We start from the raw sequence: 20,490 nt of genomic DNA, 5'->3' as shown, positions 1-20,490 counted from the left end.
CCATCTGACCCGTCTCGCTAAACGTATACTGATTGTTCTTATTGCTATTATCATTGTGGCCCAAATTCCTATGTTAAAAGAAACCTTAGCCCGAGGAGATACTACGTTATATGTGAAGATAAAGTATCCCGAACATTCCTTTCAATTCCAAGACTTCATCTACGAGTCTCATTTCGGGAACTATATCATTTCATATACTGATCAAGACGAACAGCTCATTAGTCTGATGCTTGAGCCCAAATTTTTACCGGTGATCATTATATATGATCCATTGAATCAGCCCATGAAAGACTAGTTGGTTCACACTATGAATCATTCAGGAGGTATCGATATGGACAATCGATTACATTTGGTCGAATTGGTTCGCAAACTGATGGATGCCGAAGGAACGGAAGCCGAGTTGGATGACATGTTGACGGAGCTACAGCAGCAGGTTCCACATGCGGAGATTAGTAATCTGATTTTCTGGGATAATCGAGACCTGACGCCTGAACAGATTGTGGAAGAAGCGCTGGCTGCCCGTCCTATTCTCCTTCCACCCCAATCTTAATATTCTTCAGGAGGTGAACGGTAGGATATGTCTGACATGTCTGATTTAAATCATAATAACAACAATGAACACCCTGATTTTAACGAAATCAGCGGTGAAGAAAAACTACAGGCACTTCGTGATCTGATCGAACTAACCGATAATCGCCTTACTCAGCAAGTTCTGGAGGGAAATGCCTACATATTAGTCAGAGGAGCTGCCTTTGCTATTCTTGTTGCACATCAACAAGTTAATGGTGCAGTATCCGCGCTAGAATCGCTTCAATCCGATCCTGATTTTGGCTCTTCTGCAATGCGGGTACTGCATTCGAAACAAGGAAGTAATAATCAATAAACCAAGTTTGCCCTCCCCAATTTCCATAATTTCGTTATAATGGTAAGCAAGACACCATGTTATTGGAGGAGAATTATGGAAACGGAAGCTTTACGCAACGTGGAACAACTAGCTTTGAAGAAACACAAGATTTACAAACAAAGCTTAATTAGGTACCTTGCACGCTCCATGCTGGCCAGTATGTTTATCGGATTCGGCGTCATCGTGGCGTTTAAGACAGGTAACTTCTTTTATATGGAGCAGTCCCCGTTTACCTATCCGATGGCGGCAATTACGTTTGGCGCGGCCATCATTTTGATCGCCTATGGCGGGGGTGACCTGTTCACGGGCAATACGTTCTATTACACGTATGCGGCGCTGCGCAAGAAACTGCGCTGGTTCGAAGTGATCAAACTGTGGATTGCGAGTTATAGCGGTAACCTGATGGGCGCAGCTGTGTTTGCCCTGTTAATCTACCTGACGGGATTGTTCGACTCGTCCCAGGTGAACGGTTTTCTGTTAAGCGTGGTGGAGCATAAGATGGAAGTTCCGACCATGCAGCTCTTTTTCCGGGGAATTCTGTGTAACTGGCTTGTATGTATGGCGTTCTTTGTGCCGATGTTCATGAAGGAGAATGGAGCCAAAATGTTTGCCATGATGCTCTTTGTATTCTGCTTCTTCATCTCGGGATACGAGCACAGCATCGCCAATATGTGTACGTTCGCGATTGCACTTGTGCTGAACCATCCGGGGACGATCTCATTTGAAGGTGTGCTTCACAACCTGGTTCCCGTGACCTTGGGTAATCTGGTAGGTGGTGTGCTGCTGATGGGCTTTATGTATTATGCGGTGAACAAACCATTTCTGGATGAAGAGACACATTAATCTCTGGCAAAAAAAGATCTCCTTCCAGCCTGGTCCGTCGACCGTGGCTAATCGGTAAGATCAACCCAAAACACCCCGGCAACCTTCCCATCTCAGGGAGAAGGTCGCCGGGGTGTTTCTCTATGGGCAGGCTCACGGATAAGCTGCCTGCCCTCCACACGCATAGCCATGTGTCACACAACCACATGGCTCCATGCGGTGGGTCCGCAAGCAGGCCGCAATAAGGTACCCCTGCGTTGCCCGCTTGCCAACCCCATCCGTGGCTTAGAAGTACTCCCGCCACGGAGTATATTCAATATCGTTGTCGCCGCGCGTGACCACGATCATATTCTCGATTTTGCCCGTGTCCTTATTGGTACGGTAGATCATCGTACGTGTCTCGCCTTCTTCCGGCACAGAGAACAGGAATTTGTCCGCAACGAAGGAAGAACCAAGTCCAGTGGCATGTTCTGTAAAGGCAGAGCCCGTCTTGCTTGTGAGCAGCAGACCAATCCCGTAGGCTGTAGCCGTTTGTGCTGCTTTGCCAAAGAGATGCTCGCCTTGACTGGTCGTGTGCGTTTGCTCCGAATACCTATACTTTTCCGTATCCTTGCTATAGTCCACCACATTGCCCTGTTTATCCAGACTGATGGTGGTCGTTTCGCCCTTGTCGCTTTTCACCTGATACGTACCTACGATGGAATCCTCGGTAATTTTCACCGTCTTGCCCGTATTGGGGTCAGTCTGATAGATTACATCTTCATACTGAAGCCGAATGATGTTCATGCTGGCCTGAATCTGCTGCGCCAGTTCTTCGTCACCCATCTCTTTGGCTTTCTTCAGCATTTCCTCATAGTTCTGGTATTTCTCGGCATCCTTCTCATCCCATTCATCCATGTTCTTTGGTGGACCTGGCGTTTTGTCCAGATCATCACCTTTATTTTTGCCCATGGTTGATAGCGCCCGCGCTGCGGTCAGCGCCGTCATGATTGCCTGGCTCACCGCCTCTTCATCTGTCGTGCGGAAACGCTCGGCAATTTTCTTAAGCTCCGACTGAATGGACAGAACCAGTTCCAGAACAGATTTCATCGTGCCTTGAGCCGTTGAATAATCGTTATAAAAACGCTCCCGCTCCATGCCATCCCAGTTGCTCCGCATGACACTCATCTTGCCGTCCAATGTGGACATGAAGCCTGATAATTGCTGATGTGCCTGAGCGAACTGCCCACTGACCGTCTCCAGTTGTTCCGGTGTCACCTTGATCTGTGTCATCCTACACACTCCTCATCCTGGTCATTTATAACTCATGGTCTATCCATTACAACGATCTATCGGCCTGTTCCTGTTTGATCTCTAGATGCAACAGCGGAAACGGATTACCGGAACTATCCAATTCAGACCGCCCCATCTGTACAAATCCCATCTTTTCATAGAATCGGGCTGCCCCAGTATTCTGCTCATTAACATCCACCTTGAGGTGACGGCCTTTGATTTTGAAGGTATGGTTTATTAACAGACGTCCCAGACCCTGTCCGTGTTGGCTCGGATCTACAAACAGCATCTCTATAAAGTTATCATCCACACCAATAAAACCCACGGGTTGTTGCTTCGTATTGAGCACTTCCCAAACCTCGACTTGCCTTTGTTGCAACACATCACTCACCACTTTTTTGTAGAACTGAATGTGATGCTCTTCCAAAAACGTATGTGTTGCCCGAACAGCACTCTCCCAGATCTCGACCAACTTGTCATGATCCTGTTCCCGATATGCAGCGACTAACATGTCCAACGTATGCTCCTTCTCTATTAAAAGTAAAAGGTTATGTAAAAGCCCGATCCTGGGATCGGACTTGTTTAATACATCAAATTTGAAATAACTCTACGTTTATTTTACCATGTCCATCTTTCAATCTGTACCCATAATTTCCAATCTTGAGTCAACGTTCTACCTCCGTTTTTGGCTTCCAACGGATGGTTGCTGCCGATTGGGAAGGCAGTATATATCGAAACGAATCTCCGCTCATGACTACCTCAAAGGAAACTTCTGCCTCACCCGTGTTAGCCGCAACCAGCACCATCGTTCCATCCGGATTGCGGAAGGTTACGTTCTCGATCTTGCCCTGTTCTTGCGTAGAAGCAACTCTCACAGCTCCCGGACGTACATAACGGCTGATGTGGCCTAACGCATAATACTCGACATTTCTAGTGATTTCATTATTCTCCGGGTCAATCGTCACAACCCCGCGGCAGTTCTCGCAGCCACCGTTCGTGGGTCCACTTTGCGGATCAAGTGCGATGTTCCAAAGCAGCACATTCTTCGCCCAGTTGCGAGGTGCACCAATAATGAGATTGGACATCTGCCAGCTCAGATTCTCGCCAAAATCAGGACTCCACTCCCCACCACTACATTCGGTAAAATAGATATTTTTGTCTGGGAAGCGCTCATGCACTTCCGACATGGCAGATGGATCACCTGCATAACAGTGGAAAGCAGATCCATCGATATATGCAGCAGCCTGCTCATCACCAAGCACCTTGCCGGTATATTCAACCGCCTGATCCCAGTTATGATCATACGCAATGATTCGTGTATCCAGTCCCGCATCCTGTAGCGCCGGGCCGAGATAATCCTGAATGAACATCACTTGTTCTTCAGCTCCCATACTCATACTCGGATATTTGTCCGAGGTGAACTCCGGTTCATTTTGCAACGTTATCCCGTAGATGGGAATGCCCTTTGCCTGATAAGCTTTGATATATTTCACGAAATATCTCGCGTACGCTTCATACACCTGAGGATCATTGTAATCCAAATACCAACCGTTAGTGGTCTTCTTCTCCCCATACTTCATCCAGGCCGGGGCCGTCCACGGTGTGCCCAGTACTTTAAGATCCGGTTTCAAACCAGCTACACGCTCCAGCATACTCACAACTTCCTGGTCCTTATCGATCGAAAAGTATTCCATGTCATAGTCCGTGCCAGACTCGATATCGTCATAGGTATAACTCGAAGCTACACCTGATTCATCTACCGAATAATCGGAGGCACCAATCGTATGACGCACCATATCCATGTTCAAGCCTTCCGTCGTAAATAACTCCTTTAGCAGTTGTTCTTGCTGCTCATCTGGAAGCTGGTTAATCAGATGTGCCGACGAACCCGTCATCGCTGCTCCAAACCCATCCATGGTCTGATATGTCTTGTCCGGGTCAATCTGTATGGTGAACGCCGACGAAGACGTGTCTGACTCCTGCGTTGAAGAAACTAAAGAACTTGGGTCTGCATCATGGTGATCTGTAATTGGAATGGGATTCTGTGGTGTAAGCAGATTTTGCTGATCTCCCGTGGTTAGCCAGACTTCGGCCGCTGTCTGTTTGTCCGCAACCGGTGGCGGAGCGGGTTGTTCACTTCGGTTGAAGATAAGCCAGATTCCTATACCAACACAACAAACAGCTGCGATCAACAGGATCATCCATCGTTTGGGATGCTCTCGCCAGCGTATGTTCATCACGTTTCACTCTCCTTCCATTGTGGAAAAAGCCGCGGCCACTAGGCCACGACTCATTTTCCTAATCTATATAAATTAGAACAAACCGCATTTGACGCAAATAACTTCACAGGGAGAACAACGTTTCGATCTCCCAGATTACACTTTTATTTACCGGACTTGCTTCCGATATTCACACTGCCTGTTAGACGGATATCATCCGATGCACTGCCAACATACACTTGGACTTTACCCTCAGGCATTACCCATTCATGGGATGTTTCATCCCAGTAGGACAATGCGCTGCGATCCAGTTGAATGTTGACCCGTTGCTGCTTGCCTGCCTTCAGATCAACCTTCGCCCAGCCAGCAAGCTGTTTCTCTGGCGTTTCAACTTTGGTTGGCAGATTGCCAACATAGACCTGTACCACTTCTGCACCGGAAACTTTACCGGTGTTACGTAAGTTCAGGGATACTTCTACGGTTGCTTTGTCGCCTTTGCCTGTGTTTTTCACATGCAGATTACGATAATTAAAATCGGTATACGACAGTCCGTGTCCAAAGGCAAACGCCGGTGTCATGCCTTCTTTGTCATATCCTTTATACCCTACAAAGATACCTTCGGAGTAGTTGCCCACCCCATTCACACCCGGGAATTGTTCCGCAGTGGATACCGGAGTTTGGGAATCATCTGATGGGAACGTCACCGGCAACTTACCGGATGGATTCACATCACCAAACAGCACACGTGCCACTGCATTACCTTGTTCCTGACCTGCATACCAAGCCTGAACGATGGATGGCACTTCTTTTTGCCAGGAGTCCATTTCAACAGCACGACCACTCATTTGCACCACGATCGTTTTTGGATTGGCTGCCGCTACCTTGCGGATCAGCTGCTCCTGGTTATTCGGCAGCTCCAGGTCGGAACGGTCGACGTAACCTTCACTGTCATACGTACGAGTTACCACGACGGCAACATCGGATTTTTTCGCCAGATCAACTGCTTTTTGCATTTTAATATCCAAAGCGTCTTCTGGAGCTTCCCAGCCAAAACGAACCTGTGCACCCATATCATGATTGGTCTGTACCGGGAAATCCGTACGATACTCAATTCGAATATTGTGGGACTCGCCTTCTTTGAATGTGATTTCTTTCTTCGTTGTACTCAATGTTTCACCTTGATTGTCTACGAGTAACTTATCATCCACATACAGTTTCGCAGAACCGAGACTGGTCAGGGACAGTTTATATTCACCCGTTTGAGGCGCCGTAATTGCTCCTGTCCAACGAGCGGACATTTTGGCATTGAACTTCGTTGGTGTCACTGGAAGCTTGGAAGATTGTGCGTTAAAACCTTCATAGTTGTAGAATCCAAGATTCATGTTGACCTGATTATCTGTACGTACCAGAGAAGGGTTTCCCTCCATATCTTTATTCGTCCAGTATTCAGCACGCAGACCGTATTCCGCACGATCTGTACCATAGTCTCTTTCACTTTCCTGAGCATCCCCAGGTGATAAAAGAGTAGAAGGTACAGCGGATGGTCCATTAAATGCATCTCCTGCAGAGATAGGATCGGTTCCGGCAGCATATTTTACATCCACACCGTTACCAGCACGGTTACGAATGCCTTGCAGCGGACTCACAGTATACGTCGGATTAACCAGACTGCTACCTCCACCAGCAGCCGATGCGTTATCTGCATCCGGTCCGATGACTGCGATGGATTTTACATTTTTCTTGGAAATTGGCAGCACATTATCGTTGTTTTGCAAAAGAACCATGCTCTCTTCCGCAATTTCACGTGCTTGTTTACCGTCTTTCTTGGCATTGATTTGTGTATTCGTTACAGGGTTATCGAACAGCCCTTTATCGAACATTTGAAGCAAAATGCGTCTAACCTTCTCATCAATGGTTTGCTCGCTGACTTCGCCATTGTTCACGGCTTCCAGCAATTTGTCTCCCCATTTGCCATACGGCTCTCCAGGTGTCTCCAGATCCAGACCCGCATTGGCGGATTTGGCTGTGCTGAAGTTTGCACCGTAGTCACTCATAACAAACCCTTCGAAGCCAAACTGATCCCGAAGGACATCGGTCAGCATCTCCTTGTTCTCACAAGCATATGTACCGTTCACCTGGTTAAATGAACACATTGCCGAACCGAGATCCGCTTTTTCAACCATCGCCTGGAACGGACGTGCATAGACTTCCTGAATCGCACGTTCGCTGGCTGTTGCATTGGTCGTGAAACGTTCCGTCTCCTGGTTGTTCAGGATATAGTGTTTTGCTGTAGCGATAACCGGATTACTTTGAATCCCGTTCACATACGCTGCACCCATGCCCGAAGCCAATAGCGGATCTTCCCCGAGAGATTCGAAGTTCCGGGAACCCCATGGTGTACGTGCAATATCCAGCCCAGGGCCGAGCACTACATTATGTGTTGTATCATGTGCTTCCTGACCGATCAGATCGCCATATTTCTTGGCCAGATTGGTGTCCCAGGAAGCGGCAAGCGCGATGGGTGCAGGCAATGCCGTGGACTTTTTGTCCTGCACATCCGGGTTAGCCACACGTACTCCTGCGGGTCCATCTGCCATCTGTAATGCCGGAATGCCGAGGCGCTCCAATCCATCATTATAGAAACCATAATAGTTATTGACTTTACCGGTTACGAATCCAACTTTCTCCTCCAGCGTCATCTCCTTGAGCAGCAGCTCGGTGCGTTCTTCCGCTGATAGAGATGTGTTCATCCAAGGCCGATTGGCCCCAGAATCCGCCTCCGCGGCGAAGGCGTGCAGCGGCATAGCCGCAACCGCCACGATGATTAATAACATAAACCATCGTTTGAGGAAAATCAGATTGAGTCTTCTGTTCATGTTGTAAGTTCTCCTTCTCTCTTGATCATTTTTCTTGTGCACATATTGAATACATGTATACAAGGGAATGCAAACTGGCTTGATCCCAGTCTTTCAAGCATTCAGGTCGTCCTGCACATGGCTTCTGAAACTGCAGCCTGCAAGCAAGTCAGCAGATTTCGCTTCCTAACGATAGCCGACATGATTCCGAATTACATCCCCTTAAATTTGGTAAATGATCGATTGGAACAAGCCTAGTTCTTTGGAATCACCATATTAATAATTCAGATAACAAAACAAGAAAACGAATTATTTACATTTCCGTAACTACTTTCGAACAAATTCTTTACTTTTAAAAACAGTCGGTTCGACCCACTCCCGATCAACCAATTAATGCAATTAATTATCAGATTAAGGAATATACCGACACGCTCTGGGTCCTAAGTCTATTTGAAAACGGAACCAATCCGGTCCATTGAAATATCAAAAAATATAAAAGCAACTGAGGTCCCTTTTAGACAGGTTCTTCAGCTGCCTTTATGTTGGAATTGCTCCATATTGTCCACTTTCCATCCATGATTCTTGTTCTACACTCGTTATATTGAGATTTGAAGTTACATTAAAAATCGGAGTAACAAATAAAAAAACCGCCCCACAGGGCGGTTCAATTCTAGTTCGTTCACTTCTAATTCTGTAACTGTGCAAGAATCTGCGGGTCCTTGATCTTTTTATCTTCGGCGAGCAACATCACCTTGGACAGAATCTCAGCTGTTCTCGGATCTTCATCCAGGAATGGCAGGAAGATTCGACCCCGATGCTGACTGTGCACCGGAACAATATGAAGTGCACCTGTGGCTTGTTTAAACACATTACCACTCCCCAGATGAACAGCATACTCACCCAATTCACCATCAATTCGTGCGTAATTCCCGTCCAGACGTACATTGTCGATCTTCAGCAGACGTAACGACTCGTTCACAATGACGTGACGCATCTCGATTGTTGTCAGGCTGGCTTCCGGATCTACGCCTCCCACATGTGCAACGCTGACCACCAGATCGATATCACGCATAACTTCCGAGAAGAACGTCAGCGGCACATCTTGCAGCGCTACAGGTTTGTAGCTCTTGCGATCGTAGAACTGCACCGTCTCCAAGGTAGGTGCTTCGGTATCTGCTGGTGAGAACCAATCTGCCATGGCATAGAGATTCGCGATCAGATTATGCTCATAGCTTACCTTCTGCAGACCTTCCTCATAACTGACAGTCCATTGGCGTCCTTTAAGCAGAGCTACTGCTTTTTTCGGTTGAATCTGATACCCGGCGTATCGGCGAGACACCGTACCATTAGCCAATTCGTCCTCGTTAGGAAGATATAGCTCACGGAATACCTGCTTGAACGGCTGACGCTCCTGACGGGTGAACAGATCCCGCTGGAATTCACTCCAGCTTCCGCTCTGATACAGATGAAGCGGATGAGCAATCAACAGTTGATCCTGTTCCGCTAGTGCATGGACCGTACCCTCCGGTCCTGGTGCAACCAAACCATTGGATGATACATCGAACCTTCCCGTCTTGTCACCTGACTGGAATACAAGTGTTCTTACCAGCGGTTGTATAACCGGATTTTGCATCAGTCTGGCAATTTCCTCACGTGTAAAGGATGTTCCAGCAGTCATCGAACGTTCCAGCTCCTGTCGTGCCCGGCGATACTGATCCACCAGATCCGATTTCAGCTCTTTCAGTTCAGCGATATATCCATCTTTTTTGAACCGGGCAGGTACAGATTTGAGTGTCTTGCCTTTGCTAACGATAACCATCTCGGGTTGGCCTTCCTCATCAATGACCAATTGTGCTGTCGTGTCAGCATCCAATGCATGAGGTTCAAAGAAAGTTTTCATCTCATCCAACTTACGTGCTTCCATGTCCCACATCAGCCGCGTAACATCGGCATAACCTGCATTACGAGCAAGATTGCCCAGTGCAATCTGTGATGCCACACCTTCACTGGCACGGCGTTGTGCACCGAATTGTTTGCTCTGCATCAGGAACTTCTGAATGAAGTCGTATCGCTCACGCAGATCCTGTTCGCGATTTACGGCGAATGGAATCAAACTGTAGGTTAACAAATGATCCTTGTTTCGCTTGTCTGACACGGAATCACGCATATCGTCCAATCGAAGCTTGCCCAGTGCAGCATCTGCGAACAATTGGGATCTGCGGTGGTTAGCTCCCCCGGAAATGTACTTGGCGCAATCGTATAACAGATTGAACCGTTCCTCCCCGACAGCAGCATAGGCTTCTTCAAACCAAGCGATATCAAACGCACCTTCATTAAAGTCCTGTGGTGAGATTGGAGAATAGTGGGCCACGATGGTTTCTTTCTCCGCAGTAAAGCGTTCATTAATATGAGCATGGAAGTACCAAGCTGCACTGCGTAGACCTTCCCATCCCAGATGTTTTGCAACAATCTCCATCCACTGCGGGGCGTACATGGCTGCTTCCAGCAATTTTTTCTCATTCACCGGATACTTCTGGAGCAATTCTCCAAGACGCTTCTCATCTTCTCCATCTCGTGGATGACAATTCTGAATTAGATAGCTAAACGTCTCTTTACGTGTTGTGTTGTCCCCATAACTGTAGATATATCCACGGACAAATGTATCCTGATCCATCGCCGAGACCAGATGTACCCAGTGTTCCATGCCTTCAATTCGTTCCAGTTTCATGGCAAGTGTACTTACTTCTGTAGAGAGTTCTCCCCGGGTCAGCTCGATCTCCAGAATCCGATTAACGACCGTATCCCGTAAATGAATCAGCTTGGGATCACTTGCGATCACTTCTGTACGAGTGGATGTTAAGTCCCGAATAAACAACTGACGATTCCCACCGACCAGCACCTGTCGATATATCTCTTGATCATCTATCAGGTTCAACTGGTATGCACGCAGGAAATCTTCAAGTGACAGTAAAGACAGCGGTTGACTACTCTCTACAAGACTGGTGAACTGGTACGCTGTCTGGAAGAAACGTTTGAAGCTGTTATCGTCGTGGAATTTGCCACGAACTACATAATTCCAAGGTCCAGTCAGAATATGAAGCATGCCTGACTCTTTTTCGAGTCGATCAGCAGGCATACTCGCGATGATGGAGGCCCAGGTTTTCTCAGCTATCTCAAACGTATCGATCGGATCGCTATCCAGAAATGCCGCCGATATCAGTGCCACTACCTGATCCTTATATGTTAACGAATCCAGCATCTGCTGCAGCTTTTCGATGTCATCCAGAGGATAGATCTGTTCAGCAAACGACTTGCGCCAGCCTTCCAATAACGGAATCTTCTGCAATTCGTCATAGTCATACTGCTCACGGAAATAACTGTAATGGTCGCTCAAATTGCCATTGAACTCCCGGAGCTGTATAGCCATGTATAGCTGCATCAATTCCACACTGCTGAACCCGGCATGTTGAATATAGTTCTCCCATACGTCATGAAGCGGGAACTGTTCCATCTGCTTCATTTCATTCCGCTCTCCATATGGAACCTTGGAGCGAAGACTCGCTCCGACTAACAATGTGTCTTTATAGCCAGCGTAGTATTCCACTTGATACTCATAATCCCTGTGTTCATGCACTAATTCACTAAGTCCCTCCAGAAATGGTCTGGTCTTATCCAGAGAGAGTGTAAAGATATCCTTCGGATTATGGCCCTTGAGATCACGCTTCTCATCCAGCAATGGCTCACGTCGCTTCGGATCAAATAAACCAAATCCATTAGAGGCTGTGTAACGACTCCCCTGATCGGTCAGCTTATCAAGCAGTTTCTGTTCCTTGGCAGTGGGTGTCTCAATCAGCTGCGCCAATGGCTGCAATTGCTCCTGCTGATCTATCCGCTCTGGATCTGCTGCAATCTCGGTCAATAATTCTAGCGCACCCAAGCGCTGCAGTTCACTCTTGGCCTGCAAAAGTCGCTTCAGCGAGACCGCCAATTGGTCCACGGGTTGCAGTAACAATACATGAATGACCTTCTGACGAAGTGAGCCTGTTTTGAGCTTCATCAACGCCTCCATCTGTTTCATCTCATCAACCGTCAACGTGAGCAGCTTCGCTTTGGCGAGTGCACTCTCCCGATTACTGATGCTTTTATCAGACAAACTCTCAAACACAAACTGTCTTTGCACCTCATTATCGGGATGCTGAACAAACTGGGACAACAGTTCTCCGCGCAGTTCCGGGCTTAAACGGTCCTTGATTGCGATGACCTCCCCGATCCATTCCGGGTCCATATCATAAGCGGCCAAATATAACATTTTCTTGACTACATCATCCGTATCAATCCGGTAGTGAACATACTCAAGTACACCCGATGGTCCACCTGACCCGCCTTTTGGAATGGCAGCCAGCATCTGTTTGAACCGATCAAAGTCCTGACGCCGCAAGGCCTTTTCTCCAAGAGCAGGCAATGGCCACACGTAGACGCTACGCTGATTCTCTCCATTCTCGAAACTCCAGTTGTACATATACATCGCATCATAGTTGGTCACAATCCAGTGCATCAACTCGGTATCCTGCGCCTCCAGATAACGACGTGCAATGTCCAAACGAAGCTCCCTATTCTGGCTGTTAGCCAGTACGTATTGGGCAACAATCTTCTGATATAACTGACCTTGATCCATAATCTCTATTATCTTGCTCTTTAATTCATTCTCTTCAATGACCGCTGTCGCCCACAGACTGATAAAGAGTTTGTTGGCGTTCGCTTCCTGCTGCCAGGCCTCGCGTACTTCTGGTTGCACAAGCGCCTGATAGGCCTGTTCAATCAACTGTGCGGCAACACGCTGGTTGGCTGCTTCTATGCCTATCCCCGTCCATACGGCAAGCGCTCTTACTACGGAACTGAAACGAATCAGGTTGTTGTCGATAATGATTTTTAATATGTAAATATAGGCTTCCAGTGTCCCTTCATCCATCCGCTCCACAATGCTTTGGCGCAGCCCTTCCTGCAACCTTGCTGCAATGAGCAGCTCACCCACCATCTGATAGGCATCCGCCTGATCGCTCATGAATATACCTTTGATCATTTCATGGGTTAACAACGCCGTCTGATTGTCACCATAGATAATATCGTGCAGTGCCTGCTTCATATCTCCGCCCTGATGATCCAGTTCATAAGCGATACAATCCGCCAGAACCCAACGGATCTCATGCAGATAATCCAGCTTGTACTCACGAAGTGACACATATTCTTCCAGGGAGAAATTTTTCATTTCCATACGGAACAATCCCATCAGTTTACGGATGACTTGTTCTACATGCTGCTCCGGATCGGATGTGCGGAAAGGGCGGCGTTCATAGTTGTTACTGTATGGGAAACGAGTCGCACGCTCTGCGATATAACGGAATTGTGCAACCAATGACTCGCTCGCCAGATGCTGGAGCACATCCAATAGTGGCTCGAATAATGGTTTCTGCGTTTCTGCAGCCAGCCTTCCAAGCAACTTATCAGTGTTCAGAAACATCTTTTCGTCTCCACGCAAATAGGTAGACCCGGCGATCTCCACAACATAGTTTGCCAACTCGAGCTGTACCCCTGTTAACGACTTGGCTCTTTCTTGCAATCCATCCATATACACCTGTACTTGCTCTTCCTGATTCATCCTGTTCTCCTCCTTCATCGCTCTCTACCACAGACGTCCGGCAAGCATTGTAAAACGAATAAACACCACGTTATCTCCGTCTTTTACAACAAGTGACTCATCCAGCTCCTGCAATTCTTCATCGTTGAGAAATACTTTATACAACCCATCCTCATAGGCGGTTATAGCTGTCTCCATCGCAACATTCAGATCAGGAACACCCTCATTGTATACTGCGCCAAACCCGACTTTCCCCACCGCTCCTTGCGCCTCAATATCATCCGGCATCAGGTAGGCGAGCAATTCAGCCTGTTGTTTCTTGTCCTGAAGCGCTTTTACTTGTAGAGCCACCATGTTCTCAATGAGCTGCCTTAACGTATGAGTTGTTTCCGGAAGTTCGGCAGCTTGCTTGGCAAGTACCGGCTTGCGCTTACCCAGACTTTTTACCGTTATCCATATGTTCACCGTGTTCCCTCCCTATGTCCTGCTCTATTTGAAGAAGCTTCCATAAGCCCCGATATCTATACCACGATGCGGAATATCCTAAACTCGAAATGACTATCTGTCTCTAAATAAAACATAAAATACGTACATATGTACCCCTAATGAACATCATAACTAAAATTCAATCCATATTCATGAGCCAATCCTCATGTTTACGTGGAACCACGGAACTATGGCCTACTTGCGTACATATACGCAAAAAAAGCCGCACAGTCTCATATAAATATGAGCTGCGCAGCCGCTTAGCTACCATTAGAGCAGCTTATGACACCTGGAAATCTGTAATCTGAAACCTGTATGAATCATCTGACCAATCGCAACGGTCGAATGTTTACCGCTGCTGTCTTGAACCCAGGCATCCGGCAGAACGGATCTAGCTCTGGTCTGGTGGCCCGATTCACATTCTGAATGCCGCCCCAATGCATCGGCACGAACAAGGTATCCTCCCGAATGGAATCCTTGATGCGCGAACGAACCGTGAAGCTTCCGTACGTCGATTGAATCTCTACCCACTCTCCATCGTGAATGCGATAACGGGCAGCGGTTGCCGGGTGAAGTTCAACAAAGTTCTCCAATTCACGAGCTGCCAGTGCCGGACTTCGATGTGTCTGCACCCCTGTAAGATAATGAGGCAGCACACGCCCATTGGTGAGAATTAAGGGGAACTCCGAAGATATATCATTCCAGCCCGGGCTGGATTCAAATGTAAATGCCGCTTTGCCGTCCGGGTGAGCGAATCGTTCACCGAACAGCAGTCCTTCTCCCTGATCCTCCAGGGCAGAACACGGCCAGTATACCCCTTTCTCGTTACGCAAACGCTCATAGGTAATGCCATAGTAATCAGCCACTCCGCCACGACTCGCCACTCGAAGCTCATTAAAGATATCCTCAGCAGTGTCATATTCAAAATAAAAAGCTTTACCCAATTGTGCGGCAATCCGGCATAATATATCCCAATCATCAAGCGTTTCTCCCGGCGCAGGCCGCCCCTGTTCACGGAGCAGAACACGCCCCTCCAGATTGGTCAATGTACCTTCATTCTCCATATAAGATGTAACCGGCAGAACCAGATCAGCCATGCGTGCTGTCTCGGACAGAAACATGTCTGCCACGATCAGAAAGTCCAGCTTGCGCAGACCTTCTTCCACCAAACGCACATTGGGATTGGATACGACCGGGTTGGAGCCCATTACAAGCAACGCCCGAATCTCCTGATCATGGACCTTCTCCATCATCTCGTAGGCGGATACCCCTTTGCCTGGCAGACTTGCAGGGTCCACACCCCAGACGGATGCCACATAGGCACGATCGGCTTCATTTTCAATGGATCGATAGCCCGGCAGCTGGTCAGCCTTCTGCCCATGCTCCCGTCCGCCCTGCCCATTGCCTTGACCTGTGATGGCACCATATCCGCAACCTTCTCTACCAATTTTGCCAGTCGCGAGCACCAGGTTCAGAAAGTGCCTCACTGCCATATGCCCATCCGTCTGCTGCTCCACACCACGTGCTGTCATGATCATGCCTGTCTCTGCCTCACCATAGGCCATCGCTGCCTGACGAATCAGCGCTAGATCAACCCCGCACGCTTGTGCCGCCTGTTCGAGTTGCAGATCAGCCAACCCTTGTATCAATTGCTCGTAACCATGCGTTCGTTCGCCTATAAAATGAGGGTCCACCAATCCGGCATCCATAATCACCTTCAACATGCTATCCGCCAGCAGAGCATCCCTGCCAGGTTTCACCTGCAAATGAAGGTCGGCAATGGCTGCGGTTGCCGTCTTGCGTGGATCAATAACAATAATGAAGGCTCCGTTCTCCTTCGCTTGATTGAAGTATGGCAGGAGGGTAGGTTGGCATTCCGCAATATTGGTACCTGCGAGTACTATGCAACCTGCCTTGGGAATATCGGACAGACGGAACGTCAATCCACGATCCATCCCGAACACTTTACTGCCAGCTGAAGCCGCAGCTGACATACAGAAACGTCCATTATAGTCAATATATTTCGTCCCCAATGCAACTCTGGCGAACTTACCGAGCAGGTAGGCTGTTTCATTTGTCAAAGATCCGCCTCCGTAGACTCCGACCGTATCTGCTCCGTATGAATCTTTCAAGTCCTGAAACCGCTCTGCGATGGTCTGAATGGCCTCCTCCCAGGAACAGGGTTCAAACTCGCCATTGCGACGAATGAGCGGATGCATTAATCGTTGACCACTGAGCGCATGTTGATGAGCATTCATGCCCTTCACACACAACCTGCCCTGCGAGGCTTCATTCGGAACACCCTGAACCGCATACTCACCACGACGCTGGCCTGCAACAGGTGCAGCCAGTTCTTCAACAGTCATCTTGCACTGCACACTGCAATACGGACACTGGGTTTCCTTTACATGGAGCTTGGAGGCTGTTGGTTCTGAACTCACGGATAATCCCATCTTTCCATCCCCGCCTTTCATCTATATATCAGCTTGAAGTGTAGCTGCCAGTTCCTTCTGTAACTGGTCATCCAGCAGCGTTTCCCGAATCGACATGAATCCCAATCGTTCCGTCCATGCCCATAACGGCTCATCATACCAAGCGGTTTGGCGATACCATTGAAGACAGGCTGATGCGAGTGTGGCCGCTTGCACCTCTGTTTCAGCCACCCCGAGCAAGTCACCTTGTTTGACCGGATGCTCTGCATGACCGCCTGCATAGATCTCCCACCCAGCTGGTGAAGCCAGCAAGCCGATATCCTGCACCAGTGCGCTCACCAATGATCCCGGCCCTGGTGCGACTCCTACATTCACGGGCGACGGCATTGCTGCGCCGATCCAATTCGTACGAAGCTGTGCTGCCAAGCTACCCGCATCCCTCGCATAGGATGACATCGGGATCTGATCATCCCAGCGTACCTGAATCTCTGAGTGACCTTCCATCTCTCGAACAACCATCGTTCCACCGGATACCTGTAAGTAATAATGAATTACGGGGCGACATACCGAGCAACCATGTTCCGAACCCCAACCCAGCTTCTGCAAGATCAAAGATATGTCTGGTAGCCCTATCTTCATAACAACGATGTCAGCCAGTATTTCCTTCAGTTCTGCATGCCCAAGATCCGTACAACTGCATACAGGCATTGGAGCAAGTTTATCCGGTATGGCTACCACGCCAGTGCCCCCGTTATTTTTCAGGTTATGCGTATGTTTCAATAGAGCAGCCACCATCGGGCGACAGCCACCGCATGAACCAGAAGCCTTGGTCTGCTCCTTCACCTGATCTGCCGTTTCCAGACCCTGTTCTTGAATGGCCTTCATAATAGCAGCCTTGGTCACATTGTTGCAGGCACATACGGTCTCCTGAGCCGGTAATGCCGCAGCAGCCTTCTCAGCCGGGTCCGGAGCCCCTTCACGCGGAGCCAATTCCGACACATCCGCACCTCGTTGCACCATTCCAAGCAATGCTGTTCCTTCGGTTGTATCTCCAAATAAAATGGCGCCGCGCACTTTGCCAGCCTGCATCAGTACTTTTTTATATGTGCCTTGAATGCCATCCAGATGTTGAATGGCAGTCTGCATGCCTTCCCCACTGATCTCGCCGGCCGAGAAAACATCAACCCCCGATACCTTCAACTGTGAGTAGGGAATAGATCCTTTGTATTCAGGCGTTTCCTGTCCACAGAGCGTACGTGCGAGCACCTTCCCCTGTTCGTATAAGGGGGCCACCAGACCATAACTGATTCCCCGATGTTCGGCACATTCCCCAACTGCGTATATATCCGGTACACTGGTGCGCATGTAGTCATCTACCATAATTGCCCGATTGGTGGCGATCCCGCTTCGTCTGGCCAGATCCACATTTGGCCGAATTCCTACAGCGACAATGACAACCTGAGCTTCAAGCTTGGAACCATCTGTGAAGAGCAGCCCCTGCGCCTGCGATCGTCCGGTGATTTTTTGCGTATTTCTGGCCAAAAGAAAGGACATACCCTGCCCTTCAAGTTCCTCTTGAAGCATCGTGGCAGCCTTCTGATCCAACTGCCGGTTCATAATGTAAGGTGCGTTATGGACCACCACAGCTTCCATGCCCAGATGCAGCAACCCCCGTGCAGCCTCCAGTCCAAGCAATCCACCACCAATGACCGCGGCCTTGCGATATGTTTTGGAATAATCAGACATGCGCGTACAATCATCAATTGTTCGGAAGGACATGACCCTCTCTTTATCAATTCCCGGAATCGGTGGGATAAACGGTGATGACCCTGTTGCCAGAATCAGGACATCGTAGGTTTCTTTTAGTCCGGATTCCGTCTCTATATATTTTCCACGGGTATCAATGCGGTGTACCGTTTCACCTGTACATAGCCGTATATGATGCTCGGCATACCAAGTCCAATCATTGATAATGATATCCTGTAACGAATGCTCACCCTGCAACACTTTCGATAACATGATCCGATTGTAGTTGGGACGGGGTTCATTGCCGTAGATGACAATCTCATACGTATCAGGCTCCAGTGCGATAATCTCTTCGACACACTTCACTCCAGCCATGCCATTCCCGATAATCACCAGTTTGTTTCTACTCATGGGCTGCCCCCCTTTCTCTCTCACCTGAAAATAAACAGAAAAATCCCTTCTCCATGATTCGGAAAAGGGCACCGTTGCCTCCGGAATCCACACGCCTTTGTGTGGATTCATATTAGATTCAGATTAAGGGAATCTCAATCTAATGTCAACTAAATTAACATAATAAATGCGAATAACGATTAAAAAACCAATTATTTAAAATCACATGTAATTTTTGTTGACATATATATTTTCTCTTGATTATAATTTGAATCAAAATCACAGTGCTGTGATCAACTCAGATGCGGGAACACAATGACGTGTACCGCCTGTCGGCAACGGGGCCGCAAATCGTTCAGATCTGGACGAATTGCGGCCTTTTTCTGCCTTAACAAGCACATAGACAAATCACGAAGATCTCAATTGGATGAGGAGCGATGATGGATGATGGAGAGCAAGAGTTTTTGGAAAAGCGGGCATAAGCCCACCCTTTTCGGAGCGTTTATGTATTTTGACATCAGTTTTATGATATGGGGAATGCTGGGTCCACTCGCAGTTGTCATTGCATTGGACTATCCGATGACTCCACTGGAAAAGGCCAATCTGGTCGCATTGCCTATTCTTGGCGGCTCCATCCTGCGGCTTGTGCTAGGCTTCATGTCTGATTATATCGGTCCGAAACTAACCGCACAGATCGGTATGCTCGTCACCCTGGTTCCCTTATTACTCGGCTGGTTATGGGTTGACTCTTTAAGCCAACTGTACGTGGTGGCACTCTTGCTTGGTGTCGCAGGCGCCTCATTTGCTGCTGCACTACCTCTGGCAGGCCAATGGTATGGCAAGGAGCATCAGGGTCTGGCCATGGGTATTGCCGGGGCGGGTAACAGTGGAACCGTACTCGCGACGTTGTTTGCCAATCGCTTGGCTACGCATTTTGGTAGCTGGGAAGTTGTGTTCGGACTTGCTATTATACCGATCGTTATTGTATTCATCCTCTTTTCTATCTTTGCCAAGAATAGCCCTAACCGGCCTGAACCCAAGAAATTGTCCCAATATGGAAGTCTGCTTAAACAAAAAGATGCTTGGGTATTTTGTGCCTTCTATTGTGTGACCTTTGGTGGTTTCGTTGGATTATGTAACTATCTCACCATCTTCTTCAACACCCAGTATGGGCTCTCTCCTGTTCGTGCCGCAGACATTACCACCTTCTGTGTAATCGCAGGCAGTTTCTTCCGGCCTGTAGGGGGTTATCTGGCGGACAAAATTGGCGGAACACGTATGCTGACTTTCCTGTATACAGGAGCCTGCATCATGTTGATCGGGGTATCCTTCATGCCACCGCTTCCTGTAGTAGTAGTCATGTTGTTCCTCGGTATGATGTGTCTGGGAGCCGGAAATGGCTCCGTGTTCCAACTGGTTCCCCAACGTTTCGGCAATGAAATTGGCCTGATGACAGGTATTGTAGGTGCCGCTGGCGGATTGGGCGGGTATGCACTGCCACTGATTCTCGGTCAACTGTACAGCAGCTATCAATCTTATACACCAGGTTTTGTCATTCTTAGCCTGATTGCAGCAGCTTCCCTGTTCCTGGTTCTCTTCATGCAATCCCGCTGGCGTGTGAGCTGGTTGAATCGGGGCAGCAAAGGCATGGCGGAATCGACATCCCTCTCTTCCTGAGGCGTACAACCACTTGGCCGCTAACCAAGGTACAGTGTTTACGAGTGATCCA

At 48.3% G+C, this 20,490-nt stretch carries 12 protein-coding genes; 4 read left to right on the top strand and 8 right to left on the bottom strand.

The features are described 5' to 3' along the window. Positions 1-331 precede the first annotated feature (331 nt). From MHI12_RS04580 to MHI12_RS04570, 3 genes are all read left to right on the top strand, one after another. The gene (locus MHI12_RS04580) at positions 332-550 is read left to right on the top strand and encodes a hypothetical protein (RefSeq protein WP_405171670.1); all 219 of its coding nucleotides are present in this window, start codon (positions 332-334) and stop codon (positions 548-550) included. 27 nt (positions 551-577) lie between these two features. Next, positions 578-883, top strand: a complete 306-nt coding sequence (locus MHI12_RS04575) for a hypothetical protein (RefSeq protein ID WP_405171669.1) — start codon at positions 578-580, stop codon at positions 881-883. Between the two features lie 75 nt (positions 884-958). After that, the gene (locus MHI12_RS04570) at positions 959-1,747 is read left to right on the top strand and encodes a formate/nitrite transporter family protein (protein WP_017690511.1); all 789 of its coding nucleotides are present in this window, start codon (positions 959-961) and stop codon (positions 1,745-1,747) included. A gap of 264 nt (positions 1,748-2,011) precedes the next feature. Here the strand turns inward: MHI12_RS04570 and MHI12_RS04565 are convergent, their stop codons facing one another. The 8 genes from MHI12_RS04565 to nirB all read right to left on the bottom strand — a co-directional run bounded on the left by MHI12_RS04565 (position 2,012) and on the right by nirB (position 18,782). After that, positions 2,012-2,998, bottom strand: a complete 987-nt coding sequence (locus MHI12_RS04565; protein ID WP_036606168.1) for a WXG100 family type VII secretion target — start codon at positions 2,996-2,998, stop codon at positions 2,012-2,014. 46 nt (positions 2,999-3,044) lie between these two features. Continuing rightward, positions 3,045-3,509: an acetyltransferase gene (locus MHI12_RS04560; RefSeq protein ID WP_405172930.1), complete on the bottom strand. Its 465-nt coding sequence runs from the start codon at positions 3,507-3,509 to the stop codon at positions 3,045-3,047. A gap of 154 nt (positions 3,510-3,663) precedes the next feature. After that, positions 3,664-5,235: a glycoside hydrolase family 30 protein gene (locus MHI12_RS04555; RefSeq protein WP_405172929.1), complete on the bottom strand. Its 1,572-nt coding sequence runs from the start codon at positions 5,233-5,235 to the stop codon at positions 3,664-3,666. Positions 5,236-5,381: 146 nt separating this feature from the next. Continuing rightward, positions 5,382-8,093, bottom strand: coding sequence for a glycoside hydrolase family 3 C-terminal domain-containing protein (locus tag MHI12_RS04550; RefSeq protein ID WP_405171668.1), 2,712 nt, complete (start codon positions 8,091-8,093; stop codon positions 5,382-5,384). A gap of 664 nt (positions 8,094-8,757) precedes the next feature. After that, positions 8,758-13,728: a DUF4132 domain-containing protein gene (locus tag MHI12_RS04545; protein ID WP_405171667.1), complete on the bottom strand. Its 4,971-nt coding sequence runs from the start codon at positions 13,726-13,728 to the stop codon at positions 8,758-8,760. Between the two features lie 24 nt (positions 13,729-13,752). Further along, positions 13,753-14,172, bottom strand: a complete 420-nt coding sequence (locus MHI12_RS04540) for a hypothetical protein (RefSeq protein ID WP_405171666.1) — start codon at positions 14,170-14,172, stop codon at positions 13,753-13,755. Between the two features lie 341 nt (positions 14,173-14,513). Further along, positions 14,514-16,646: a molybdopterin oxidoreductase family protein gene (locus MHI12_RS04535; RefSeq protein WP_405171665.1), complete on the bottom strand. Its 2,133-nt coding sequence runs from the start codon at positions 16,644-16,646 to the stop codon at positions 14,514-14,516. Between the two features lie 21 nt (positions 16,647-16,667). After that, on the bottom strand, positions 16,668-18,782 hold the full coding sequence (gene nirB, locus MHI12_RS04530) for a nitrite reductase large subunit NirB (protein WP_405171664.1): 2,115 nt from the start codon (positions 18,780-18,782) through the stop codon (positions 16,668-16,670). Positions 18,783-19,208: 426 nt separating this feature from the next. On the opposite strand from nirB, the gene MHI12_RS04525 reads away from it, so the two are divergent. After that, a complete protein-coding gene (locus tag MHI12_RS04525; RefSeq protein WP_036606491.1) occupies positions 19,209-20,438 on the top strand; it encodes a NarK/NasA family nitrate transporter in 1,230 nt (409 codons plus the stop codon). Positions 20,439-20,490: the final 52 nt, after the last annotated feature.

The organism is Paenibacillus sp. FSL H8-0280, assembly GCF_045040665.1.
GTDB lineage: Bacteria > Bacillota > Bacilli > Paenibacillales > Paenibacillaceae > Paenibacillus > Paenibacillus xylanexedens_A.
This window is presented reverse-complemented; position numbering and strand designations above follow the sequence as displayed.